Origin of the sequence: Kribbella sp. VKM Ac-2569 (assembly GCF_004216905.1) — a bacterium.
Classification (GTDB): domain Bacteria; phylum Actinomycetota; class Actinomycetes; order Propionibacteriales; family Kribbellaceae; genus Kribbella.
In genome coordinates this window covers 2,302,072-2,325,220 of record NZ_SGXJ01000001.1, presented here as the reverse complement: position 1 = coordinate 2,325,220, position 23,149 = coordinate 2,302,072, and the positions used below count along the sequence as shown (strand labels likewise).

Here is a 23,149-nt window from a genome sequence, read left to right as displayed (position 1 = left end):
ATGCGCATCAAGGTCATCAACCCCAACACCACCGCGTCGATGACCGCCATGATCGGCGAGTGCGCCCGGGCCGTCGCCGGTCCGGGTGTCACCGTCGACGCGGTGAGCCCCCGCCAAGGGCCTGCCGCCATCGAGAGTCATGTCGACGACGCACTCGCCGTACCAGGCCTGCTCCAGGAGATCGCCGATGGTGAGTCAGCTGGGTACGACGGGTACGTCATCGCGTGCTTCGGTGATCCGGGACTGAAAGCGGCGCGGGAGCTCGCCCGCGGGCCGGTCGTCGGCATCGCCGAGGCGGCCATGCGTACGGCGTCGTACCTGGGCCGCGGGTTCAGCGTCGTCACCACCCTGGCCCGGACCGTCGGCCATGCGCACGACTTGACCGAGGAGTACGGCGTCGCGCGGCAGTGCCGGGGGATCCACGCGTGCGAGATCCCTGTCCTCGCCCTGGAGACGGATCCGCACGCCCGGGCCACCATCCTCCGTGCCTGCGAGGAGGCGCTCGCGCTCGACGGTTCGGACGCCATCGTGCTGGGCTGCGCCGGCATGGCCGACCTCTGCCACGACCTGTCGGCCGCACTCGGGGTGAGTGTGATCGACGGCGTGGCGGCGGCGACCGCCACGGTCGAGATGCTGGTCCGGATGCGGCTCACGACCGGCAAGCTGGGCGAGTTCGCCCCACACTCACGCCACGAGTGCGTCGGCTAGGAAGCCATCCAGTCCTGGATGCCCTCGATGGTGCGGGGCATGGCTTCGGAGAGGTTTTCCGGGGCGCCGTCGGTGATGAGGATGTCGTCCTCGATCCGGATGCCGATGCCGCGGAGGTCCTCCGGGACGGTGAGGTCGTCGGACTGGAAGTACAGGCCGGGCTCGACGGTGAGGACGTAGCCGGGCTGGACGGGGCCCTTGCGGTAGTTCTCGTCGCGGGCCGCAGAGCAGTCGTGGACGTCGAGGCCGAGCATGTGACTGACGCCGTGCAGGGTGTAGCGCTGGTACAGGCGGCTCTCGGGGTCGAGCGCCTCCTCGGCCGACACCGGCAGCAGCTCCATCGCGTCCAGGCCGTGCACGATGACGTCCATCGCCGCCTCGTGCCCGGCGCGGAACGTCGCACCCGGCGTGAGGGCCGCGATCCCGGCGTTCTGCGCGTCCAGCACCAGCTCGTACAGGTCCCGCTGGCGGGGCGTGAACTCACCGCTCACGGGCAGGGTCCGCGTGATGTCCGCGGTGTACAGCTGCCGGTTCTCGACGCCCATGTCGAGCAGCATCAGCGTGCCGTCGTTCACCGGGCCGTCGTTCTCGATCCAGTGCAGCGTGGTCGCGTGCGGACCGGCCGCGGCGATCGAGGTGTACCCGACATCGTTGCCCTCGGCACGGGCCCGGCGCCAGAACGTGCCCTCGATCCAGCGTTCGCCGTACTGCCGGACCTTGTCCATCTCGGCGAGTACGTCGGAGAAACCGCGGTGCGTGATCGCGACGGCGTCCCGCAGCTGCTCGAGCTCGTACGCGTCCTTGACCAGCCGCAGCTCGGACAGCGTCGCCGCGAACTCCCCGTCCTTGAGCTGCTCCGTCCGGGCACCGCTCAGCAGCGAAGCGATCGACTCGTCCTCGCCCCGCCGTACCCGCGTCGGTACGTCGCTCTTCAGCGCGTCGGCCAACTGGTCGACGTGCCGCGTCTCGATCCCGAACTCCTTGGCGGTCTCGGTCAGCGACGGGCGCCGGCCGGCCCACAGCTCGCCGTACATCCGGTCGCGCCAGAACTCCTCGCCCTGCGAGCGGTCGGAGCGCGGGCGGAAGTACAGCACCGAGTCGTGGCCGGTGGTGCCGTTCGGCTCCAGGACGAGCACCGCGTCGGAGGTCTGGTTGCCGGTCAGCCACACGTAGTCGGTGTGCGGGCGGAAGACGTAGTCGGTGTCGTTGGAGCGGACCTTGTAGGTGCCGGCCGGAATCACGAGCCGCTCGCCCGGGAACGCCTGCGACAGCGCGTCACGGCGCTTCGCCGCCCACACGCCGACGTCGCCCAGTGACAGGTCGTGCCGCTCGGAGTCCGCCCAGCCGGAGTTCATGAACGCGCGCAGTTTCGCGCTCGGCTCGTTGTCGTGCGAAGCCGTCTTCGGAGCGTCCTGCGGGGCGGGCGCGGTGGTGTCGGTCATCTTCGACCAGTCCTCTTCTCGGCGCGGCGGTGGTGGCGCCGGTCGTGGCTACGGGTGCACTTGGTCCCCGCGAAGCGTGCCGCTGTCGGGCAGCGCCGCGGCGGGGTCGGAACCGATGCGGGTGATCGCATTGTCCTCGTCCACGAAGACTACGCTCGGCTCGAAGTCCTTCGCCTCGGCGGTGTCGAACATCCCGTACGCGATCAGGATCACCAGGTCACCCGGGTGGATCAGGTGCGCCGCGGCCCCGTTGATCCCGACGATCCCGGACCCGCGCGGCCCTTCGATCAGGTACGTCGACAGCCGCTGACCGTTGGTGATGTCGACGATGTCCACCTTCTCGCCGGGCAGCAGACCGGCCGCCTCCATCAACGCGGCGTCCAGCGTGCACGATCCGACATAGTCCAGATCGGCCTGCGTCACCTTCGCCCGGTGCACCTTCGACTTCATCATTTCCCGCCACATGGCGGCCATGATCCGGGCCGATCAGGTTCCTGTCAGTGGCCGTCGTCACCCAACCGGTTCAGTTTCCCGTTCGATCGCCGGCAGACGGCGGAGGGAGTCGCCTTCGACGTCGACGTTCGGGAGCAGGCGGTCCAGCCAGGCGGGGAGGTACCAGGCGCGGCGGCCGAGGAGGGCCATCACGGCCGGTACGACGGTCATCCGTACGACGAACGCGTCGAGAGCGACCGCGAGGGCCAGTCCGAAGCCCATCTCGCGGATCAGCGTCTCGCCGGACAGGATGAACCCGGAGAAGACAGCGGTCATGATCACCGCCGCCGCGGTCACCACCCGCGCCCCGTGCGCGAACCCGTCGACCACCGCTGCCTGTGGTGCGGCGCCGTGGACGTGTTCCTCGCGCATCCGGGTCACCAGGAAGATCTGGTAGTCCATCGCGAGCCCGAACACCACCCCGATCAGGAAGATCGGCAGCATGCTGATCACCGGCCCGGTCTGTCCCGAGATGCCGAACAGCCCGGCCAGCCAGCCCCACTGGAAGACCGCGACCAAGGCCCCGAACGTCGCCACGACGGTGAGGAGGAACCCGAGCGTCGCCTTCAACGGCACCAGGATCGAGCGGAACACCAGCAGTAGCAGCAGGAACGCGAGCCCGATGATCAGTGACAGGTACGGCAGCAGCGCGCCGCCGAGCTTGTCCGAGAAGTCGATGCTGACCGCGGTCGCCCCGGTGACCGCCACCTCGGCGCGATCCTGGTCGGGCATCGACCGGATCTCCTCGACCAGGTCCTTGGTCTGCTGCGTGCTCGGGCCGCTCGACGGGATCACGGTCAGCAACGCCGTGTTCCCGGCCGGGTTGAAGACCGGTGGCGTCACCATCGTCACGTCGGGCAACCCGCGGACGGCGGCTGCGGTCGCCGTGGCCGCTGTCCGCGGATTTGTGGAGGCGCCGGCGTCCACGACGACCATCAGCGGCCCGTTGAACCCGGGCCCGAAGCCCTCGGAGAGCATTTCGTACGCCTTGCGCTGGGTCGAGTCGGGCGCCGCCGTGCTGTCGTCGGGCAGCCCGAGCTCGAGATCGGTCGCGGGGATCGCGAGCGTGCCGAGACCGATCACGGTCACCACCAGCACCGCCAACGGGCGCCGGGTGACGAAACCCGCCCACCGGCGGCCCATCGTCGTCCGTCCGGCCGCTTCCGGATCGCCGCCGCGCAGGCCGGGGATCCGGCCGCCGGCGACCCGGCGCCCCGCGAACCCGAGCAGCGCCGGCAGCAGGGTGAGTGCGATCGCGACCGCGATGACCACGGTGAACGCGGCGGCCAGGCCCATCTGAGTGAGGAACGGGATGTCGACCACGAACAGTCCGGCCAGCGCGATCACCACGGTCAGACCGGCGAAGACCACGGCAGAGCCGGCGGTACCGACTGCGCGCCCGACCGCTTCCTCCGGCTCCAGCCCAGAGCTCAGCTCATGCCGGTAGCGGGACATGATGAAGAGTGCGTAGTCGATCGAGACCGCGAGGCCGATCATCAGCGCGAGGATCGGCGTACCGGATCCGATGTCGACGAAACCGCTGATGGTCGAGATCGCGGTCACGCCGAGGCCTACCCCGATGATTGCTGACAGCAACGGCAGGCCGGCCGCGATCAACGAGCCGAAGGTGATCAGCAGTACGACGGCGGCCACGCCGATGCCGATCACTTCGGTGAGCTGCTGCTCGTTCTGCGGTTGCATCGCGTCCCCGCCGTACTCGACCGTGAGTCCGGAGGAGCGGGCCGGTTCGACCGCGGAGGCGATGGCCTGCTGCGCTTCCGGCGTGATCTCCTGCGCGGGGACCTTGTAGGTGACCTGCGCGTAGCCGGTGCGGCCGTCGGCGGAGATCGCCTTGGCGCTGAACGGGTCGACGACGCGGGCGACCTGCGGTGCGGTCGCGAGCCGGTCCAGGGTCTGCTGCACCTGTGGCGTGTCGGTGAGCTTCTGGCCGGCGGGCGCCTGGAACACGATCCGGGCGGTCGCGGCGTCGGCGCCGGCCTGCGGGAAGCGTTCGTTGAGCAGGTCCGCGGCGCGCTGCGACTCGGTGCCGGGGATCGAGAAGCCGTTAGCGGTCGGGCCGGAGAGGGTGCCGGCGCCGACTGCTCCGGCAGCCAGCAGTCCCAGCCATACCAGGAGCACGAACCGGCGGCGGCGGAACGCGAATCGGCCGAGCCGATAGAGGTACGTAGCCATGCGACCGATGCTTCCGGCGCGCGGCCGTCGTTCGCGTCTGCTCCCGGTGGGCTTCTCGCTGTACCGCGTTCGCCGTACCCGCTACTGCGTCTGCGGTACGCCAGGACGCACGAGGCCGGTCTGGTACGCCAGTACGACGAGCTGCGCGCGGTCGCGGCAGTCGAGTTTCACCATCGCCCGGTTCACGTGGGTCTTCGCCGTGGACGGGGAGAGCACGAGGCGCTCGGCGATCTCGTCGTTGGACAGGCCGAGGGCGACCAGGCCGACGATCTCGCGTTCGCGGTCGGTGAGGACGTCGAGGACCGTGGGGCCGATCGGGTGGCCGGGGGTGGGTTCGGCGAGGAAGCGGTTGATCAGGCCGCGGACGGCCTTCGGGGACAGCAGGGCGTCGCCGCGGGCGACCACACGGATGGCGTCGATCAGCTCGGCCGGCTCGACGCTCTTGCCGAGGAAGCCGCTGGCGCCGGCGCGGATCGCGTCGAACACGTACTCGTCCACCTCGAACGTGGTCAGGATCAGTACCTTCACGCCCGCGAGCGCCTCGTCCGCGGTGATCATCCGGGTCGCCGCGAGGCCGTCGACCTCGGGCATCCGGATGTCCATCAGCACCACGTCGGCCCGCTCGGACCGCGCCAGCTCGACCGCTTCCCGCCCGTTCGACGCCTCAGCAACGACCTCCAAGTCGGGTACTGAACTCACCAGCACCCGGAACCCGCTCCGGATCAACGTCTGATCGTCCGCCAGCAACACCCTGATCGTCACCCACAACTCCCGTCTCCAGAGGAAGCACAGCATGTACGGCGAACCCGCCACCAGCCGCAGGTCCCGCTTGTAGCTCCCCACCGACCGCACTCACGCGCTCCCGCATTCCCACCAACCCATGCCCACCGCGCGCGGTCGGCCCAACTGCGGCCGGGCTGTTGGTGACGGTGATCTCCAGCGCGCCGGATCGGTGGATCAGCTGAACCTCCGCCGCCGCGCCGGGAGCGTGTTTGAGGACGTTGGTGAGGGACTCCTGGACGATGCGGTACGCCGTGAGCTCTATGACGTCCGGGAGTGCGCCCAACGAGGCAGGTGGCGTCCAGTCGACCTCTACGCCGGCTGCGGTGAAGGAGCGGATGAGGGCGTCCAGCTCGTGCAGGCACGGAGTGGGCGCGGTGGGAAGCGGTGAGCCGGAGCGGCGCAGTACGCCGAGCAGGACGGTCAGCTCCTGCAGCACGGTGCGCCCGCCGGACCGGACCAGGGCCAGCGCACGCTCCGCCTCGTCCGGTTGAGTGCGAAGGACATGCGCCGCGACACCGGACTGCACGTTCATCAAGGCGATGTGGTGTGCGATCACGTCGTGCAGCTCGTGCGCGATCCGCAACCGTTCTTCGATCACCCGTCGCTGCGCCTCTTCGTCCCGCGACTGCTCGGCCCGCACGGCGCGTTCCTCCAGCTCCAGCAGGTACGCGCGCCGGTACCGCACCGCTTCCCCGATCGCGCCCGAGAACAGCACGAAGAAGGTCAGGCCGAGGTTGTCGAGGGCATCCCCGCCGACGAACATCACCTCGGCGATCAAGCTGACCAGCGCCGTGCCCGTCACCGCGATCGAGCGGATCGGCCGGTCCTTCGACAGGACGACGGTGTAGGCCGCGACACCCATGTAGGCGACGATCGGGCTCTTGCCCTGCTCGGCGATCACGAACGTCGTGGTGATCACGGTGGTGATCGCCAGCACCAGCAGAGGTGCCCGCCGCCGGAACGTGATCGCGACGGCACCGGCGATGGCGAGCAGCACCACCGTCTGGTTCAGCTCGATCTGCTCACCGACGTGCCGTCCACCCGGAACCAGCAGGTTGATCAGCAGGATCCCGGCGGCGAGAGCAAGATCCAGCGCCAACGGGTGCCGCGCGAGGGCACGGCAGAACCGGGTGAGCCGCTCCATCCCTTCACAGTACGTGGCCGCCCGTCGGACCACCTCGTCCAGCGGCAGTATCCCCGCCGTACCGCAAGCGCAGTACAGGTCAGTACAGGTCAGAGGAACTCGCGGAGCGCGGCGACCGGATCAGGAGCTGTGAGGAGGCGCGTGCCACGCGGAAGCAGGCGCAGGGGGCCGCCGTAGGTGCGCCCGGCCACCAGTGCGCGTTCCCACAACAGGATGGTCTGGAGAGTTACAGCGTCCCAGACCTCGCCATCCGGGTCTGACCATCGCGGGTTGCCGAAGCGGGCACGGAGCTCTTTGCGGACCTTCCCGGATGCGACCTCGCCACCGAGCTTGATACCTGCGAAGACCGCGTTGAAGAGGCTCCCGCCGATCTGCACCGGGTCGGTGTCGAGCATCAGCTCCATGTCGGCGGTGTAAGGCATCAGCGATCCTCCTGTGACGCTTGGACAGCAAGCTCGCGAAGCCGCTCGTAGCGTGGTCGCAGGGCTGCGACACGGTTTGCCGCGGCGGGGTCGGGCGTGAGGTGCTCACCACCCGGGGCGGGGGACAGGCCGAGGGCGACTGCTGCCGCGCCGCGGGCGCCGACTTCGGCCTCGGCGCACACCGTTGCCGGACGGGCGAAGGTGGCGGTCAGGCAGCGGCGCCACCACTTGGAGGCGTCGATCCCGCCGCCGCCGAGGACGACCTCCAGTTCCTGCCCGAACAACGAGTCGAGGATCCGTAGCCCGCGGTCGATCTCCAGTGACGCGCCTTGGAGTGCTGCCGCGAGCAGGTCGGCCGGGCTGTCGTCGAACGACAGACCGAAGTAAACGCCGGATCCGCCGGGCACGACGGCGGGCGGCCTGGTGCCGGCCATGAACGGGATCGCTATCGCGCGCGTCGCCCCGATCTCGACGTCGGTCGGTTCGTCGGACTCCAGCCGCAGTACGCCGGTCAGCCAGGCGTGCAGGTTCCCCGCGGCCGAGAACGCCATACCGGTCACGGCGCGCTTGTCGTCGACCCGGTACCGCCACAGCTCCCACGGCAGCTCGGGCGCGTTCTCGATCGGGTGCACGACGCGTACGGCGGCCGACGTGCCAACGGTCACCGCTGCGACGCCGGCGTCGTACCCGCCCGTCCCGACGTTCGACGCGGCGCCGTCACCGGTCGGTGGATGCACGGGTACGTCGACCAGCCCGGGCCAGCGGCGTTCGTACTCCTTGGACAACCTGCCCGTCCAACCGGTCGGCACGATCGGCGGCAACCGGTCGGCCGTCACGCCCGCGATCTCCAGCGCCTCGTCGTCGTACGCACCGGTCGCGAGATCCAGCGTGCCCGTCCCGGACGCGACCGAGACGGACGTGACGCGTTCGCCGGTCAGCCGCTCGAGCACGAGGTCCGGCAGGCCGGCGAAGGCAGCCGGGGAGTCGTCCGAGAGGAGCCACGGGATCCGGCGGGTCCAGTACAGCCGGTGCAGCCACGCACCGGTGCGCGCGTGGAACGCCCGCCCGTCGAACGACGTACCGAGGCCGAGGTCGACCGAGCGCGTGTCGGCCCACGTGATCACCGGCGTCCGTGCAGCGCCCTTGTTGTCGAGGGCAACGATCGAGTGCCACTGTGAGGACAGCACGATCGCCCCGATTCCCTCGAGGTGACCGTTCTGCTCGAGCTCGTCCAGACACCCGAGCAGGCCCTCGACGTACTCGTGCAGGTCGAGCGTCGCGGAGCCGTCGTTGCCGTACGTCGGGGAGATCTTGTGCCTCGCGAGTGCGCCGGGGATCGGTGCGGCGTCCTCCGAGGAAAGGACGAGCGCCCGCGCCGACGACGTACCCAGGTCGAGGGCGAGGACGTGCTCGTCAGTCTTCGTCATGCAGGGCCTTCAGGAAGGTCTGGGCCCAGAGGTTCACGTCGTGCGCCGCGAGGTGTTTGCGCATCGCCTTCATCCGCCGGCCGAGCTGCCGGTCGTCGGTGTTCATCGCGTCGACGATCGTGTCCTTCATCCCGTTGATGTCGTGCGGGTTCACCAGGAACGCCTGCCGGAACTCGTCCGCGGCCCCGGCGAACTCGCTCAGCACCAGCGCGCCGGTGTCGTCGTACCGCGTCGACACGTACTCCTTGGCGACCAGGTTCATACCGTCCCGCAACGGCGTCACGACCGCGACGTCCGCGGCCCGCAGCAGCGCGGCCATCTCGGTCCGCGAGTACGTCGTGTGCAGGTAGTTGATCGCCGGCGTACCGATCCGGCCGTGCTCGCCGTTGATGCGCCCGACCAGCAGCTCGATCTCGTCGCGCAGCACGCGGTACTGCTCGACGCGTTCCCGGGACGGCGTCGCGACCTGGATGAACACCGCGTCGTCGACCGAGATCCGCTTCTCGTCCAGCAGCTCGCCGAACGCCCGCAGCCGCTGCCGGATGCCCTTGGTGTAGTCGAGCCGGTCGACGCCGAGCAGGATGTGCGTCGGGTTGCCGACCTCCTCGCGCATCTCGGCCGCGCGGGCCGTCGTCTCCGGCTGGCGGGCGAGCTTCTCCAGCTCGTTGACGTCGATCGAGATCGGGAACGCCTTCGCTCGCACGATCCGGTCGTCCGGCAGATGGATTCGGTCGCCGCGGGTCCGCAGGCCCATCCGGTTGCGGGCCAGCCGCGCGAAGTTCGACGCCGCGCCGGGCCGCTGGAACCCGACCAGGTCCGCGCCCATCAGCCCGTCCAGGATCTGCCGCCGCCACGGCATCTGCGCGAACAGCTCGGTCGGCGGGAACGGGATGTGCAGGAAGAACCCGATCCGTACGTCGGGACGCAGCCGGCGCAGCATCGCCGGGACGAGCTGCAGCTGGTAGTCGTGCACCCACACGTCCGCGTTGTCGTCGGCGGCCTCTGCGGCGGCCTCCGCGAACCGCCGGTTCACCGCGACGTAGGACTCCCACCACTCGCGGTGGAACTCGGGCGCCACGATCACGTCGTGGTACAGCGGCCATAGGGTCGCGTTGGAGAAGCCCTCGTAGTACAGCTGCACGTCCTCGGCCGACAGCATCACCGGCACCAGGTGCATGCCGTCGTTGTCGAAGGGATCCACCTTTTCGTCCGGGCTCCCGGTCCAGCCGATCCAGGCACCGTGGTGACCCTGCATCACCGGCGCCAGCGCCGTGACGAGTCCGCCCGGACTTCGGCGCCACGCCGTACTGCCGTCGGGCATCTCGGTCCGGTCGACCGGCAGCCGGTTGGCCACCACTACGAAGGAACTCCTACCGTTCGGCATGTTCAGCGTCATCCACTCAGGTCGTCGTCGTCACCGGGGTAGCGCACCCCGATCTGGCTCCGGGTCTCGTCGAGCAGTTCGAGAATCTCGAGCGTGCCGGCGTGGGGAAGAGCCGGTACCTCGATCAGTCCCTGGCGCAATGCACGCATCACTTCTGCCGCTTCATAGTGGTACCCACGGCCATGCGTCGGTACGTCGATCCGCTCCGCTCCGGAAGCGGTCGTGCGCACGTAGTACTCGGGATGGTGGAAACGGTGCGGAACCTGCAGGTTCCCGTCCGGGCCGCTGATCGACGCGACCCACGGGTTCTGCGACCGCAGGCCACAGGTCAGCGCGGCGACCGCGCCGGACTCGTACCGCCAGGCCATCGCGACGTTCAGGTCGATGCCGTCGTCGTTGAGCGAACCGACTGCCTTCACCTCCGCCGGACGGCCGAGCGCCAGATAGGCGAACGTCATCGGGTAGATGCCGCCGTCCATCAGCGAGCCTCCCCCGAGCGCGGGATCGAGCAGGCGAACCGGCAATGAAGCTTTGTGGAACGCGAAGTCCGCGACCACCTGCTGCGGCTCGCCGATCACGCCGCTTTCGAGGTCCTTGAAGAGCGCCTGGATCACCGGGTTCGTGCGCATCCACATAGCCTCGGCGAACAGCGTGTTGTGCTCGGCGGCGACCGCGATCAGGTCCCGGGCCTGCGCGGCGGTCAGCGTGACGGGCTTCTCGCACAGTACGGCGACGCCGGCCTGCAACGCCGTACGGGCGATGGCGTAGTGCTGCGGATGCGGCGTACCGATGTAGATCACGTCGACCTCGCCGGAGTCGATCAGCCGGCGGTAGTCGTCGTACGCGTGCGGGATGCCGAACTCGGCGGCGAACCTGTTCGCGCTGTCCTGGGAACGGGACGCGACCGCGGTCGCGACGGCGTCGTCCGGGAGCAGCCCGAGATCGTGCGTGAACTGGGTCGAAATGTTGCCGGTCGCAACAATTCCCCACCTGACGCGATCTATACCCACTGTCTGAACTCCGGGGTCGGGAACGGTCCGTCTGCAGCGATTCTCGCGGTTTCGAAGGCGTGCGCCAAGCGAATGAGCGTGACCTCACTTCGCGCCGTACCGCTGATCGTGAGTCCGACGGGCAGTCCGGACACCACTCCGGACGGGACCGAGAGCAGTGGATAGCCGGCCAGGGCCGCGTGCGACGAGGAGCTGCCGAGCACGTGATCGCCGTTCACCAGGTCGATCGCCCAGGCCGGTGAGTACGCGGGGGACACCAGTGCGTCGAGCTGGTTGTCGCGGAGCAGGTTGTCGATGCCGTCGCGGCCGGCGCGCAATGCGGTCAGGCGCGCGGCGACGTACACGGGAGAGCTGAGGCCGTCAGTGGCAGCGGCACGTTCGAACAGCTCCTGGCCGAACCACTGCAGCTCCTGGTCCGCATTCTTCTTGTTGAACGCTATGAGGTCGTCCAGCGTCCGCGGGCCGCCAGGAGCACGGGTAGCGAGGTACGCCGCCATGTCGACCTTCAGCTCGTGCGAGAGCACCTGCAACTGGTCCTCGTCACCACCTGGTGTCGGCAACGACAGGTGGTCGACCAGCGTGGCTCCGCACTGGCTGAGGAGCTCCAGCGCCCGCTCGGTGACCTGGTCCAGGCCGGTCGAGTAGCCCCACAGGGGCCCACGCGGTACGCCGATGCGCACGTTGCTGAGGTCCGTGCCGCGGCAGGCGTCGGTGTAGTCCGTCTGGCCGCCCGTGAGGACCGAGAGCAGCGTGGCCGCCTGGCTGACCGTCTTCGTCATCGGTCCGGCGGTGTCCTGCGAGTGCGAGATCGGGACGATGCCCTGCTGCGGGACCAGCCCGACGGTGGGCTTCAGGCCGACGACGCCGTTCAGCGCGGCCGGGCAAACGATTGAGCCGTTGGTCTCGGTGCCGATCGCGTAGTCCGCCAGCCCCGCTGCGACCGCTGCGCCGGAGCCGGACGAGGAGCCGCCGGCCGAGCGGTTCAGCGCGTACGGGTTGCGGGTGAGGCCGCCGTACGCGCTCCAGCCGGACGAGGACGCCGAGCCGCGGAAGTTCGCCCACTCGCTCAGGTTGGTCTTTCCCAGGATCACGCAGCCCGCCGCGCGCAGCCGCCGTACCAACGGGGCGTCGGCCGGCGGCGGTGGCTGGTCGGCCAGCGCCAGCGACCCGGCCGTGGTCGGCAGATCGGCGGTGTCGATGTTGTCCTTGACCAGCACCGGTACGCCGTGCAGGGGCCCACGGACCCGTCCCTCGTCACGTTCGGTGTCGAGGCGGGCGGCTTCGGTGAGCGCGGCGGGGTTCGGCGTGCAGATGGCGTTGACCGACGGGTCGACCTCACGAATCCGCCCCTGCAGCTCCTCCACCAGCGCCACGCTGGAAAGAGTTGAGCTCACCCCAAAGATCCTGCCAGAGTTACGGAGGTCCGGTTGTCTTGTCAGCGACACGCTTCGTGTCGCCCGAGCGGTGAATGACATCGCTGTTGTTCAGCACGTAGAGTGGCAGGCGGACGGACGATCACCGACCGCACAGGAGTCAGCTGCACATGGACAGCGCCAACGCCAGCTCTTCCGGCCCCGCCGAAGCTGCGCCGCCGGTGGTTGCCGGACTCTCGGAGCGTGACGGCGCCATTCTCGCCTTCGAGCGGCATTGGTGGAAGTACGCCGGTGCCAAGGAGCAGGCGATCCGGGACCAGTTCCAGATGTCGGCGACCCGGTACTACCAGGTCCTGAACGCGCTCATCGACCGGCCCGAGGCCCTCGCGCACGACCCGCTGCTGGTCAAGCGCCTGCGCCGCCTCCGTGCGGCCCGCCAGCGCGCCCGCTCCGCACGCCGACTGGGCATCGAGGTCTGACCATGTCCCGCCGCCTCAGGGCGTGCCTCGCTGCCCCACGCCCGCGAGGCGAGCAGGGGCAGGTGCTGTCATCCCTTGTCGCCGTGGCCGCCGTGGTGGCGATCGTGGCCGGACTGCTGGTGCTGTTCGGCACCCGGGGGAGCGACAGCAAGGCCAACGAGCCGACCGGCGCTCCGACGAAACCGTCTGTCAAGCCTTCCTCGGGCCCGTCGACCGTCGGGGCGAGCGTGCCGAGACCTTCGACGAAGCCGACAGCCGAGGCGACCACCGCGCCGCCGCCCGCACCGAGCAGCACGCCGCCTTCGACCGCGCCGACGGAGACCACGCATCCGCCGACAACGACCCAGCCGACCCAGCCGGTGACGATCCCGGCCGAAGAACGCCCGGCGATCGAGGTCTACAACAACACCGCGCGCAAGGGCCTCGCCGACACCGTCGCGAGCCGCGCCCGGCAGGCCGGCTGGACCGTGTCCGGCTCACCGGACAACTGGCACGGCAAGGTCGCCGAGAGCACGGTGTACTACCCGCCGGGCATGCTCGAGGCCGCCAACCAGCTCGCTCGCGACCTCGGCATCGGCCGGTCCAAGGGCGCGCTGGACAACATGAAGAAGGATCGCCTGACCGTGATCCTGACGTCGGACTACACCGGATGAGCACTCCGGTCATCCAGACCGATGCGGGACGAGAAGGCTGGGAAGCCATCGTCTCCGACCCGTCGACCGCGGTGATCTCGTCCGACTTCGACGGCGTACTCTCGCCGCTCGTCGAGGACCCGGCGCGGTCCCGTCCGGTCGAAGGCGCCCTGGACGCGCTGGCCCGGCTCGCCCGGACCGTGAACCAGGTCGCGATCGTCACCGGCCGGCCCGCACTGGTCGCCACCGAGCTGTCCGGGGTGAGCGGTCACCCGGGGCTCGGGGGTCTCGTCGTACTCGGGCACTACGGGCTGGAGCGCTGGGACGCGGCGACAGGCAAGGTGACGAGCGAGCCGGTGCCGGAGGGTGTCGCGACGGCGCGGGACCGGTTGCCGGGGCTGCTGCGCGAGGTCGGCGTACCGGACGCGTTCGTGGAGGACAAGGACAGCTCGCTGGCTGTGCACACCCGTCGGCTGGAGGATCCGGTCGGAGCCCTCGAACTGCTGCGGGCGCCGTTGACCGCGCTGGCTCAGGAGACCGGGCTGCGGCTGGAGCCGGGCAACCTCGTACTCGAGCTGCGGCCGCCCGGCATCGACAAGGGCGTCGCGCTCCGCCGCCTGATCGAGTCGACCGGCGCGCGGTCGATCCTGTACGCCGGGGACGACCTGGGCGACCTGACGGCGTACCGGGCGATCCAGGAGCAGCGGGAGACCGGACTGCGCGGCGTACTGCTCGCCACCCGATCCTCGAACGCGACCGAGCTGATCGAGGCCGCGGACATCGTCGTCGACGACCCGAGCGGCGTGGTGACCGTCCTCACGGCCCTTTCGGACGCGATCTCAGCCCGCTGAACGCCTGCGTCACGGTCTTGCCGATCGGCTGGATCGGGCGCTCGACGTACCCGCCCTCCTTCAGGTCGGCGAGACGTTCGAACGGGTTGCGTGACGCCGGGTCGCCGGTGAGCAGGAACGAGACGACCACGCCCACGACGTACAGCGGGAGCAGCGGCAGCCCGATCAGGCAGAAGTACTGCCACGAATGCCGCTCCTCGTGCCGGACGAGCGCCGGGTCCTCGAAGTACGCCCGCTCGTGCTTGCTCAGCACGACATTCCCGATCGTGAACGCCCCCGCGATCGGAAACCCGAGCTTGTACCCAGTCGCAAAGAACAACCCCCGAGGCCCGCGACTGAACGTCGCCCGCCCCAGAACCCCCACAACCGCCCCGGCAACCGTGGACAGATTGACAAAGTTCCCAACCAACTTCACCCACTGCCAGGCGGTCATACCACCCAGTATCGAACAGGTCGGAGCGGTTTGTCGGCGGTGTGGGTCAGACTGGGGCGGTGAGTTCGGTGGTGCGGGTCTGGCGTCCTGGGCGGGTGGTGGATCCGCATTCGGTGATCGGGGGGTTGCGCAAGGGGCCCGGGGATCCGGCGTACGTGTTTGATCCGGGACGGCGGACTGTCTGGCGGGCCACGCGGACGCCGGACGGGGCGGTGTTGTTGCGGTTGACGCCGTACGCCGGGTTTGTCGAGGCGGAGGCGTGGGGGCCGGGGTCGGAGTGGGCGCTCGACGGTGTGCCGGAGCTGCTGGGGGAGCGGGACAGCTGGGACGGGTTCGAGCCGCTGCCGGAGCATCGGGTGCTGGTGGACGCGGCGCGGCGGTTCCCGGATGTACGCGTGCCGCGGACGCGGGCGGTGTTCGAGGCGATGGCGGCGGCCGGGATCGAGCAGGTGGTGACCGGCAAGGAGGCGTTCCGGGCGTGGCGGCTGCTGCTGCGTGAGTACGGCGAACCTGCGCCGGGGCCGACGCCTCCGGACGGGCGGCAGATGATGGTGCCGCCGGCGCCCGAGGAGTGGCGGCAGATCCCGTCGTGGCAGTGGCTGCGGGCGGGTGTCGAGGGGCGGCGGTCGCGGGTGGTCATCACGGCGGCGACGCGGGCGAAGGCGCTGGAGCGGACGCTCGAGCTGAGCGACTCCGACGAGATCGAGCGGCGGCTGCGGTCGCTGCCCGGGGTCGGGGTGTGGACGGCGGCCGAGGTACGGCAGCGGGCTCACGGGGACGCGGACGCGTTCTCGTTCGCGGACTACCACGTGTCGCGGAACGTGTCGTACGCGCTGATCGGCGAGGAACTGGACGACGACGGCTGCGCCGAACTGATCGAGCCGTATCGCGGCCACCGCTTCCGCGTCCAGCGCCTCCTGGAGCTCACCGGCATCGGCCACCCTCGCTACGGCCCCCGCAAGTCGCTCCCCACCCACACGCCGGGCGCAACGCATCGCTTGAGGTAGCCCGGGGCACTGGTCCAGCACCATGACAATCAACGGGGATGGCCTGTACCTCGTGGCGGGCCTGGCCCTGCTGCTCGGTGCCGTCCTGCCGCGCCTGCTCCGCCGGTACGCCGTCTCCGCGCCGATCGCCTTCCTCGGTGCCGGCCTGCTGCTGGGCCTGGCGGTCGACCGCAACCGATTGAGTCCGATCGCCGAGCCAGGCCTCACTAAGCACGTTGCCGAGCTGACGATCCTGGTCGCGTTGATGGGCGTCGGGCTGGCGATCGACCGGCCGATCGGATGGCGCCGATGGACGGTGACGTGGCGCCTCCTGCTGGTCGCGATGCCGGCCTGCATCGCCGCGATCGCCGGCGCCGGATGGCTGCTCGGGTTGGCACCCGCAACCGCCCTGCTGCTCGGCGCCGTCCTCGCCCCGACCGATCCGGTGCTGGCCTCGGACGTTCAGGTGCAGGGGCCGACGACCGGCGCGGGCGCCGAGCCGGAGGAGGACGACGAGGTTCGTTTTGCACTCACCTCAGAGGCAGGTCTGAACGACGGCCTTGCCTTCCCGTTCGTGTACGCCGCGGTGTTCGCGGCCACCAAGGGCGCGGTGGGCAACTGGGCGCTCGAGTGGTTCGCCTGGGACCTGATCGGCCGGACGGTGATCGGCGTTGCCGTCGGCGTCGGCGTGGGCTGGTTGCTCGGCAAGATGACGTTCGACGCACCGTCGCGGACCTTCCGGCTGGCCGACTCACGGGAGCCCGTACTGGCGCTCGCGATGACGCTCGGCGTCTACGGTCTGGCGCAGGTGCTGCACGGCTACGGATTCATCGCGGTCTTCGTCGCGGCGCTGACACTGCGTGCGGCCGAGCGAAGTCACGACTTCCACGAGGAGCTGCACGGGTTCGTCGAGCAGCTCGAGCACATCCTCACCTGGGGGATCCTGCTGCTGCTCGGAGTGGCGATCACGGACGGCCTGCTCGCGCCGCTGACCTTCGCCGGCGCCGCGCTCGGGTCGCTGCTGGTGCTGGTGGTTCGTCCGGTGACCGCGTGGATCTCGTTGGCCCGGACCCCGATGCGCCGCTCCGAGCGGTGGGTGACGGCCGCGTTCGGGGTCCGTGGGGTCGGGTCGGTGTTCTATCTCGCGTACGCCGGCGCCGACTTCCGCACCGATCTGCCCTGGCTGTGGGCGACTGTCGGTTTCACCGTCGTCCTGAGCGTGCTTGTGCACGGCGTTGCCGCGACCCCGCTGATGCGGATGCTCGACGACCGGCGTTCCTGAGCGCGGCAGCCGGCGGCTCGAGACCGTGGCTGATCGCGGAGGCGGCGTGGACTCCGGCGGTGAACTCCTTCAGCTTCTCGAACATGCCTCCATCGTCCGAGCCTGCGCGCCGCCGCAGAAGTGGCGCTGACGACGACTATCGCTAAGATTTTGACATGTCTCAGCCCACCGTGTCGGTCCTCGCGTACGACGGTATGACCGCGTTCGAGGCCGGCATCGTCATCGAGGTGTTCGGCCTGGTGTGGCCGGACATCGACCAGCCCTGGTACGAGCTGAAGGTCTGCACCGAGACGCCCGACCCGATCCGCGTGATCGGCGGTGCCACGCTCAGCAGCCCGCACGGTCTCGAGGAGTTCGCCGCCGCCGATACGGTCGTCGTACCGAGCGTCGCGGATCCGAGGGGCGCAACCTCTCCCGGTCTGATCGAGGCGCTCCGGCACGCGCACGCGCGCGGCGCCCGGATCGTGTCGATCTGCTCCGGTGCGTTCGCGCTCGCGGCCGCCGGTCTCCTCGACGGCCGGCGCGCGACCACCCATTGGCGGTACGCCGACCTCCTGCGTGAGCGCTATCCGGAGATCCTCGTGGATCCGGAGCCGCTGTACACCGACGAGGGAGATGTGCTGACGAGCGCGGGCTGTGCGGCCGGACTGGATCTGGCGATGCACCTGGTCCGCAAGGATCACGGTGCCGCCGTGGCGAACGCGGTCGCGCGCAGGTTGGTGATCCAGCCGTACCGGGCCGGCGGGCAGGCGCAGTACATCGAGTCCCCGGTTCCGCCGGACCCCGACGACGCCTCGGTCGCGCGGAGTCTCGGCTGGGCGCTCGAGCGTCTCGCCGAGCCCATCGGCGTACCCGATCTGGCCCGGCAGGCCGGGTTGTCGCCGCGGACCTATCTGCGGCACTTCGTCAAGGCGACCGGGACGACGCCGGGCAAGTGGCTGATCGCGCAGCGCGTGCAGGCGGCGCTGACGATGCTGGAGACCGGGGACGCGCCGGTGGAGGAGATCGCGGCGGCGGCCGGGTTCGCCACCCCGGTGACGTTGCGGCACCACTTCGCCAAGCAGCTCCAGACATCGCCGTCGGCGTACCGTCGTACTTTCCGTGAGCGTCGCCACAGCTGAGATCGGCGGTCTCGGATGGTGGGATCACAGGACACAATATGGACCCGATTGGGTAATCTCGGGGGAGCTCATCCAGAGGGACTGAGGGAAACGGCCCGTTGAAGTCCCGGCAACCCTCCCCGTCGAGCCCCCGCCCGGGGCGTCTCGCGGTGGAACGGTGCCAAATCCGTCCCGCCGCCGAGATCCGGTGTTCGCGGGGAAGATGAGAGGGGAACCTCACTCATGAGCCTGACCGCCGCCACCCACACGATCCGTGAAGGTGCCTTCGGCAACGGTACGCACCTGAGCTGTCGGGCCTGTGGGGCGAAGTCGCCGCTCGGCCCGTTCTACGCCTGTATGGAGTGCTTCGGTCCGCTCGAGGTCGGGTACGAGTACCCGACCATCACCCGTGAGCAGATCGAGGCCGGACCCAAGAACATCTGGCGGTACCAGCCGCTGCTGCCCGTCCCCGTGGACGTGGCCAGCTTCCCGAACACCGAGCCCGGCTACACCCGGCTCGTCGACGCGCAGAACCTGGCCCGCGAACTCGGGCTCAAGAAGCTCTGGGTGAAGGACGACTCCGGCAACCCGACCCACTCCTTCAAGGACCGGGTGGTTGCGTCAGCGTTGAGCGCCACCCGCGAGCTGGGCATGAAGGTCTTCGCCTGCCCCTCCACCGGCAACCTGGCCAACGCGGTCGCCGCGGCCGCGGCCCGGGCCGGCATCCGCTCGGTCGTCTTCATCCCGAAGGACCTCGAGCGCGCCAAGATCATCACCACCGCGGTGTACGGCGGCACGCTGGTCGCCGTCGACGGCAACTACGACGACGTGAACAAGCTGGCCTCCGAGATCGCCGGTGAGGAGGAGGGCTGGGCGTTCGTGAACGTGAACGTCCGCCCGTACTACTCCGAAGGCTCCAAAACGCTCGCCTTCGAGATCGCCGAGCAGCTCGGCTGGCGGATCCCGCAGCAGGTCGTGATCCCGGTCGCGTCCGGTTCGCAGCTGACCAAGATCGACAAGGGCTTCACCGAGCTCGGCAAACTCGGTCTCGTCGACGCCACCGACTACAAGATCTACGGCGCGCAGGCGACCGGCTGCTCGCCCGTCGCGCAGGCGTTCCGCGACGGCCACGACGTGGTCAAGCCGGTGAAGCCGGACACGATCGCGAAGTCGCTGGCGATCGGCAACCCGGCCGACGGACCCTATGTCCTGGACGTCGCCCGCCGTACCGGTGGCGCGATCGAGGACGTCAGCGACGAAGAGGTCGTTGAGGGCATCCAGTTGCTGGCCCGGACCGAGGGCATCTTCGCCGAGACCGCGGGCGGGGTGACCGTCGCGACGCTGAAGAAGCTGATCGCGACCGGGCAGCTCGACCCCGAGGCCGAGACCGTCATCATCAACTCCGGCGACGGGCTGAAGACGCTCGACGCCGTGGCCGACCGGGTCGGCCCCAAGGTGACCATCCCCGCGTCGTACGACGCCTTCGTGAAGGCAGGCCTGCAGTGAGTGTGAGCGTTCGCGTCCCGACCATCCTGCGGCCCTACACCCAGGGCGTGTCCGAGGTGTCCGCCGAGGGCGCGACCCTGACCGAGGTGCTCGACTCGCTCGACGCGTCGTACCCGGGGATCAAGGGCCGCGTCCTGGACGACTCGGGCGAGCTGCGCCGGTTCGTGAATGTGTACGTCGACGACGACGACGTACGCTTCGCCGACGGCCTCCAGACCACGATCAAAGACGGCGGCCAGGTCTCCATCATCCCCGCGGTCGCAGGCGGCTGATTAAGCTGCTCTGATGCGAGCGGTTGTCATCTCGGCGTACGGCGTACTGCCTGAGGTTCGTGAGGTTGCGGAGCCTGCGGTTGCGGACGGTTCGGTGGTTTTGAAGGTTGAGGCGACCGGGCTGTGTCGTAGCGACTGGCATGGGTGGATGGGGCATGACTCCGACATCGTGCTGCCGCATGTCCCGGGGCATGAGCTTGCTGGGACGATCGCCGCGGTCGGGGCCGGCGTCTCCGGGTGGGCGGTCGGGGATCGGGTCACGACGCCGTTCATCTGCGCGTGCGGTGCGTGCGAACAGTGCCTGGAGGGCAATCAGCAGGTGTGCCCCAATCAGTTGCAGCCTGGGTTCAACTACTGGGGTTCGTTCGCCGAGTACGTCGCTGTGCCGTACGCCGAGGTGAACCTGGTGCGGCTGCCCGACGACATGGATTTCGCGACTGCCGCGGGTCTGGGTTGCCGCTTCGCGACGTCGTTCCGCGCCGTCCACCAGGTAGGGCAGGTCGTCGCGGGCGAACGCGTAGCCGTCTTCGGCTGCGGTGGCGTCGGCCTGTCAGCCGTCATGATCGCGGCGGCCCTCGGCGCCGAGGTCATCGCCATCGACACCAACTCCGAAGCACTACAGCTGGCCCGGGAGTACGGCGCCGTACACGCGATCCACGCGTCTGCAGACACCGTTGCGCAGATCCATGATCTAGGTGGCGCTCACGTCACCATCGATGCGCTCGGCTCCAACGACGTTGTCCAGCAAGCCCTGCAAGCCCTCCGCCCGCGAGGTCGTCACGTCCAGATCGGACTGCTCCCGTCCGGCGTCAACCTCGACGTAGGCCGCCTCATCGGCCAGGAACTCACCTGGCTCGGCAGTCACGGCATGCCCGCCCACGCCTACCCCGAGATGCTCGACCTAGTTGCCACCGGCAACCTCAACCCTCAGCAACTCATCACCCGCACCATCACCCTCGAAGAAACCCCAGCCGCCCTGGCAGATCTCACCAACGGCACCCCCGCCGGAGTAACCGTCATCGCCCCCTAGAGGATCGCTCTGGACCTCGGCATCGTCCCAATGCCACGGTCGAGTTCGTCCCGAGGAGGCGATCGACCAGATGTCTGCGTCCGAGTTCACCCTGCTCCCTGACATTCGCTACGCCAGCCCCGACGGCATCGACCTCTGCCTCGACGTACTAGGTCCGGCACCCCTGCCCACCAACCCGGTCCCGACCGTCGTACGGATCGATGGATGTCCAGGCTGGGGACCGGGCGATCGCTCGTCCGCACTGCTGCCGTTCGCGAATCCCGCGCTGGTTCGAGCAGGCTTCCTGACGGTTGCCATCTCCGTCCGTCACAGCGGGCAGGTGATCTTTCCCGCGCAACTGCACGACGTACAGGCCGCCCTGGACTGGATGTACCGCAACCCGCTCGGCCTTCCGATCGATCCTGATCGCATCGGCATCTGGGGACAGTCCGCCGGAGGACACCTCGCAGCCCTCGCCGGCCTCGCCTCATCTCGCCGTACGGCGGTGGCGAACGTCCATGCAGTGGTGACGATCAGCGGTCCGACCGACCTCCTCCGTCCCGGCGGGGCCATGCGGATCGACCGCCCTTCGCCAGTCACCGCGTTGGTTGGAGGCGAGGTGTCCACGCATCGCGAACAGCTGCGCGCGGCAAGTCCGATTGCGCAGGTCAGCGCCGGCGCACCGCCCTTCCTGATCATCCACGGCACCGCCGACGAGACCGTCCCGTACGAGCAGGCCGAACGACTCCATCGTGCCCTGCTCGCAGTCGGCGCGCCGTCGCGTCTCTTGGCGATCGACGGAGGGCGGCACGACCTTCGCGACGACTGGTACGCCGTGGCGAACGAAGCCGCACGCTTCTTTGCGGAACATTTTTGGCGGTAGGTGCAAACTTCTTTCCGCACATCCCGGCCGCTAGAGGCGGATGAGGTAGACCGTGGGTGGGCGGCCGGTGCGGCCGTGTTGTTGGGTGCCGGTGGGGGCGGCTAGGCCGGCTCGTTCGAGGCGTTTCAGGACTCGGCGGGCGGTGCGGAGCTGGACGGCGAGGTGGTCGGCGACGTCTTGGGTGGTGAGGCCGTCGGGGAGGGTGGCGGTGAGTTCGCGCATCCGGGCGAGGGTCTGGGTGTTGAGGCCGACCCGGCGGGCGAGCAGCGGGAGGCTTTCGGTGCCGCGGGCGCCGGACGGCTGGTCGCCGGAGGGTTCGATGACGATCTCGACGTCGTCGGACATCGAGACGACACCGGCGACGGAGCCGATCGAGGCGGCGCGGCCCACGGCGCGACGGGCGAGCGCCTCGGCTTCAGCCGCCGTACGGCCGACGCCGAAACCGACGTACGCCGTGCTGTGCCGGGCTGCTAGGTGGTCGAGCAGGGGCATCCGGGAGAACTGTTCGGTCGCCTGCTCCAGGAGCCCGCGGGTGGTGACGACGAGATGCCGGCCGTCGGGGAGGGCGGCGAGGCTGCCGCCGAGGGTGATGAGGTCCGCGGCGAGGGCGTCGTCCGGTTCGGGGAGGTCGATGACGCCGAGTGCGACCTGGGCGTCGCCGACGTGCTGGCCGGTCGTGGTGAGGATCAGGGCCTGCAGGGTGGAGCGGATCGAGTACCGCGACGGGGCGAGCCGGACCGACGGCATCTCGTTCTCGATCAGGTGGAACGCCGACCCCAGGCAGCTGATCGCGACCTTGGTGTCGTGCTTCTCGCGGGCGGTGCGGTGGAATTCGACGATGTCGTCCGAGGTCAGGACCGGCCGGTACGGCAGCACCTGGATCTGGTCCGTCGGCAGCTTCGCTTCGATCAGGGTCTCCAGCACCTCGGACCGCCGCAGCGTGTCGATCGAGAACTGGGTGACGTTGTGGCCGAGCCGCAGGAGCTCGACGAGGGCGCGCAGCAAGGTCGCGCCGTCGTACGAGACGTACATGGCCGGCCGGTCGATCACCCCGGCCTCGGTGGCGATCGTGTACGGGACGACGCCGGTGAACAGGAACGCGTCGACTTCTCTGTGCGCCTGCTCGACGAGCTCGACCGCCTCGGTCTCGTGCCGGTACGCCAGCGGCACGAGCACGGTCCCGCTCGGAGCGCCGACGACCATCACCCGCTGGACCAGGTCCTCGGGACCGACCACGCCGACCGCGAGCGCCATCAGTCAACCTCGACGACAGCTGAGCAGATCCTCACGGCAGTCCTCCGACGACTTCTGGTCTGGCCCTCAAGTCGCAGAATAGCG

Annotated in this window: 23 protein-coding genes and 1 riboswitch; of the genes, 11 read left to right on the top strand and 12 right to left on the bottom strand. The window is 69.5% G+C overall.

The window, feature by feature from the left end; genetic code table 11:
* On the top strand, positions 1–708 hold the full coding sequence (locus EV649_RS10985; protein ID WP_130383044.1) for an aspartate/glutamate racemase family protein: 708 nt from the start codon (positions 1–3) through the stop codon (positions 706–708).
* On the opposite strand, the gene EV649_RS10980 is transcribed toward EV649_RS10985, so the two are convergent.
* The 10 genes from EV649_RS10980 to EV649_RS10935 form a co-directional block, all read right to left on the bottom strand.
* Positions 705–2,150, bottom strand: coding sequence for an aminopeptidase P family protein (locus EV649_RS10980; protein ID WP_130383042.1), 1,446 nt, complete (start codon positions 2,148–2,150; stop codon positions 705–707). The genes EV649_RS10985 and EV649_RS10980 overlap by 4 nt on opposite strands.
* Before the next feature lie 48 nt (positions 2,151–2,198).
* Complete coding sequence (gene panD, locus EV649_RS10975) at positions 2,199–2,615, bottom strand: aspartate 1-decarboxylase (protein ID WP_130383040.1); 417 nt, start codon at positions 2,613–2,615, stop codon at positions 2,199–2,201.
* Between the two features lie 45 nt (positions 2,616–2,660).
* Positions 2,661–4,835, bottom strand: a complete 2,175-nt coding sequence (locus EV649_RS10970; RefSeq protein ID WP_130383038.1) for an MMPL family transporter — start codon at positions 4,833–4,835, stop codon at positions 2,661–2,663.
* Between the two features lie 81 nt (positions 4,836–4,916).
* Positions 4,917–5,597: a response regulator transcription factor gene (locus EV649_RS10965; RefSeq protein WP_130383036.1), complete on the bottom strand. Its 681-nt coding sequence runs from the start codon at positions 5,595–5,597 to the stop codon at positions 4,917–4,919.
* Positions 5,500–6,762, bottom strand: a complete 1,263-nt coding sequence (locus EV649_RS41560) for a histidine kinase (protein WP_130383034.1) — start codon at positions 6,760–6,762, stop codon at positions 5,500–5,502. The genes EV649_RS10965 and EV649_RS41560 overlap by 98 nt, the downstream gene beginning before the upstream one ends.
* An 89-nt stretch (positions 6,763–6,851) precedes the next feature.
* Entirely contained in the window at positions 6,852–7,184 is a 333-nt protein-coding gene (locus EV649_RS10955; RefSeq protein ID WP_130383032.1) for a hypothetical protein, read from the bottom strand.
* Positions 7,184–8,611 (bottom strand): FGGY family carbohydrate kinase, encoded by a 1,428-nt coding sequence (locus tag EV649_RS10950; RefSeq protein ID WP_130383030.1) that lies wholly within the window; start codon positions 8,609–8,611, stop codon positions 7,184–7,186. The genes EV649_RS10955 and EV649_RS10950 overlap by 1 nt, the downstream gene beginning before the upstream one ends.
* A complete protein-coding gene (locus EV649_RS10945) occupies positions 8,598–9,995 on the bottom strand; it encodes a trehalose-6-phosphate synthase (RefSeq protein WP_130383028.1) in 1,398 nt (465 codons plus the stop codon). The genes EV649_RS10950 and EV649_RS10945 overlap by 14 nt, the downstream gene beginning before the upstream one ends.
* Positions 9,996–10,003: 8 nt before the next feature.
* Complete coding sequence (locus EV649_RS10940) at positions 10,004–11,005, bottom strand: Gfo/Idh/MocA family oxidoreductase (RefSeq protein WP_130383026.1); 1,002 nt, start codon at positions 11,003–11,005, stop codon at positions 10,004–10,006.
* Positions 10,996–12,399 (bottom strand): amidase, encoded by a 1,404-nt coding sequence (locus tag EV649_RS10935; RefSeq protein WP_241997976.1) that lies wholly within the window; start codon positions 12,397–12,399, stop codon positions 10,996–10,998. The genes EV649_RS10940 and EV649_RS10935 overlap by 10 nt, the downstream gene beginning before the upstream one ends.
* Positions 12,400–12,548: 149 nt before the next feature.
* Between EV649_RS10935 and EV649_RS10930 the strand changes: the two genes are divergently transcribed.
* The 3 genes from EV649_RS10930 to otsB all read left to right on the top strand — a co-directional run bounded on the left by EV649_RS10930 (position 12,549) and on the right by otsB (position 14,340).
* The gene (locus EV649_RS10930) at positions 12,549–12,857 is read left to right on the top strand and encodes a DUF3263 domain-containing protein (RefSeq protein WP_130383022.1); all 309 of its coding nucleotides are present in this window, start codon (positions 12,549–12,551) and stop codon (positions 12,855–12,857) included.
* A 62-nt stretch (positions 12,858–12,919) separates the two neighbouring features.
* Positions 12,920–13,510: a LytR C-terminal domain-containing protein gene (locus tag EV649_RS10925; RefSeq protein ID WP_241997974.1), complete on the top strand. Its 591-nt coding sequence runs from the start codon at positions 12,920–12,922 to the stop codon at positions 13,508–13,510.
* Positions 13,507–14,340, top strand: coding sequence for a trehalose-phosphatase (gene otsB, locus EV649_RS10920; RefSeq protein WP_130383018.1), 834 nt, complete (start codon positions 13,507–13,509; stop codon positions 14,338–14,340). The genes EV649_RS10925 and otsB overlap by 4 nt, the downstream gene beginning before the upstream one ends.
* Here otsB and EV649_RS10915 read toward each other — a convergent pair.
* Entirely contained in the window at positions 14,306–14,773 is a 468-nt protein-coding gene (locus EV649_RS10915) for a hypothetical protein (protein WP_130383016.1), read from the bottom strand. The two genes, otsB and EV649_RS10915, sit on opposite strands and share 35 nt — an antisense overlap.
* A 59-nt stretch (positions 14,774–14,832) precedes the next feature.
* Here EV649_RS10915 and EV649_RS10910 point away from each other — a divergent pair, with 59 nt between their 5' ends.
* From EV649_RS10910 to EV649_RS10880, 7 genes are all read left to right on the top strand, one after another.
* A complete protein-coding gene (locus tag EV649_RS10910) occupies positions 14,833–15,780 on the top strand; it encodes a DNA-3-methyladenine glycosylase 2 family protein (protein WP_241997972.1) in 948 nt (315 codons plus the stop codon).
* 22 nt (positions 15,781–15,802) lie between these two features.
* Complete coding sequence (locus tag EV649_RS10905) at positions 15,803–17,041, top strand: cation:proton antiporter (protein ID WP_130383013.1); 1,239 nt, start codon at positions 15,803–15,805, stop codon at positions 17,039–17,041.
* 155 nt (positions 17,042–17,196) lie between these two features.
* On the top strand, positions 17,197–18,162 hold the full coding sequence (locus EV649_RS10900) for a helix-turn-helix domain-containing protein (protein WP_130383011.1): 966 nt from the start codon (positions 17,197–17,199) through the stop codon (positions 18,160–18,162).
* A 65-nt stretch (positions 18,163–18,227) separates the two neighbouring features.
* A riboswitch (SAM riboswitch) is annotated at positions 18,228–18,371 on the top strand.
* Between the two features lie 13 nt (positions 18,372–18,384).
* A complete protein-coding gene (gene thrC, locus EV649_RS10895) occupies positions 18,385–19,647 on the top strand; it encodes a threonine synthase (RefSeq protein WP_130383009.1) in 1,263 nt (420 codons plus the stop codon).
* A complete protein-coding gene (locus EV649_RS10890) occupies positions 19,644–19,919 on the top strand; it encodes a ubiquitin-like small modifier protein 1 (protein WP_130383007.1) in 276 nt (91 codons plus the stop codon). Before thrC ends, EV649_RS10890 begins: the two co-directional genes overlap by 4 nt.
* Before the next feature lie 13 nt (positions 19,920–19,932).
* Positions 19,933–20,949: a zinc-dependent alcohol dehydrogenase family protein gene (locus EV649_RS10885; RefSeq protein ID WP_130383005.1), complete on the top strand. Its 1,017-nt coding sequence runs from the start codon at positions 19,933–19,935 to the stop codon at positions 20,947–20,949.
* Positions 20,950–21,019: 70 nt separating this feature from the next.
* Positions 21,020–21,811, top strand: a complete 792-nt coding sequence (locus tag EV649_RS10880) for a prolyl oligopeptidase family serine peptidase (RefSeq protein WP_130383003.1) — start codon at positions 21,020–21,022, stop codon at positions 21,809–21,811.
* Between the two features lie 30 nt (positions 21,812–21,841).
* Here the strand turns inward: EV649_RS10880 and EV649_RS10875 are convergent, their stop codons facing one another.
* Positions 21,842–23,065, bottom strand: coding sequence for a hypothetical protein (locus EV649_RS10875; RefSeq protein WP_130383001.1), 1,224 nt, complete (start codon positions 23,063–23,065; stop codon positions 21,842–21,844).
* Positions 23,066–23,149: the final 84 nt, after the last annotated feature.

Excerpts from the sequence above, each read along its gene's own strand:
- EV649_RS10985 (WP_130383044.1), top strand. The coding sequence starts at position 1 with ATGCGCATCAAGGTCATCAACCCCAACACCACCGCGTCGATGACCGCC.
- EV649_RS10980 (WP_130383042.1), bottom strand. The coding sequence starts at position 2,150 with ATGACCGACACCACCGCGCCCGCCCCGCAGGACGCTCCGAAGACGGCT.
- panD (WP_130383040.1), bottom strand. The coding sequence starts at position 2,615 with ATGTGGCGGGAAATGATGAAGTCGAAGGTGCACCGGGCGAAGGTGACG.
- EV649_RS10970 (WP_130383038.1), bottom strand. The coding sequence starts at position 4,835 with ATGGCTACGTACCTCTATCGGCTCGGCCGATTCGCGTTCCGCCGCCGC.
- EV649_RS41560 (WP_130383034.1), bottom strand. The coding sequence starts at position 6,762 with ATGGAGCGGCTCACCCGGTTCTGCCGTGCCCTCGCGCGGCACCCGTTG.
- EV649_RS10955 (WP_130383032.1), bottom strand. The coding sequence starts at position 7,184 with ATGCCTTACACCGCCGACATGGAGCTGATGCTCGACACCGACCCGGTG.
- EV649_RS10950 (WP_130383030.1), bottom strand. The coding sequence starts at position 8,611 with ATGACGAAGACTGACGAGCACGTCCTCGCCCTCGACCTGGGTACGTCG.
- EV649_RS10945 (WP_130383028.1), bottom strand. The coding sequence starts at position 9,995 with ATGCCGAACGGTAGGAGTTCCTTCGTAGTGGTGGCCAACCGGCTGCCG.
- EV649_RS10930 (WP_130383022.1), top strand. The coding sequence starts at position 12,549 with ATGGACAGCGCCAACGCCAGCTCTTCCGGCCCCGCCGAAGCTGCGCCG.
- otsB (WP_130383018.1), top strand. The coding sequence starts at position 13,507 with ATGAGCACTCCGGTCATCCAGACCGATGCGGGACGAGAAGGCTGGGAA.
- EV649_RS10915 (WP_130383016.1), bottom strand. The coding sequence starts at position 14,773 with ATGACCGCCTGGCAGTGGGTGAAGTTGGTTGGGAACTTTGTCAATCTG.
- EV649_RS10905 (WP_130383013.1), top strand. The coding sequence starts at position 15,803 with ATGACAATCAACGGGGATGGCCTGTACCTCGTGGCGGGCCTGGCCCTG.
- EV649_RS10900 (WP_130383011.1), top strand. The coding sequence starts at position 17,197 with ATGTCTCAGCCCACCGTGTCGGTCCTCGCGTACGACGGTATGACCGCG.
- thrC (WP_130383009.1), top strand. The coding sequence starts at position 18,385 with ATGAGCCTGACCGCCGCCACCCACACGATCCGTGAAGGTGCCTTCGGC.
- EV649_RS10885 (WP_130383005.1), top strand. The coding sequence starts at position 19,933 with ATGCGAGCGGTTGTCATCTCGGCGTACGGCGTACTGCCTGAGGTTCGT.
- EV649_RS10880 (WP_130383003.1), top strand. The coding sequence starts at position 21,020 with ATGTCTGCGTCCGAGTTCACCCTGCTCCCTGACATTCGCTACGCCAGC.
- EV649_RS10875 (WP_130383001.1), bottom strand. The coding sequence starts at position 23,065 with ATGGCGCTCGCGGTCGGCGTGGTCGGTCCCGAGGACCTGGTCCAGCGG.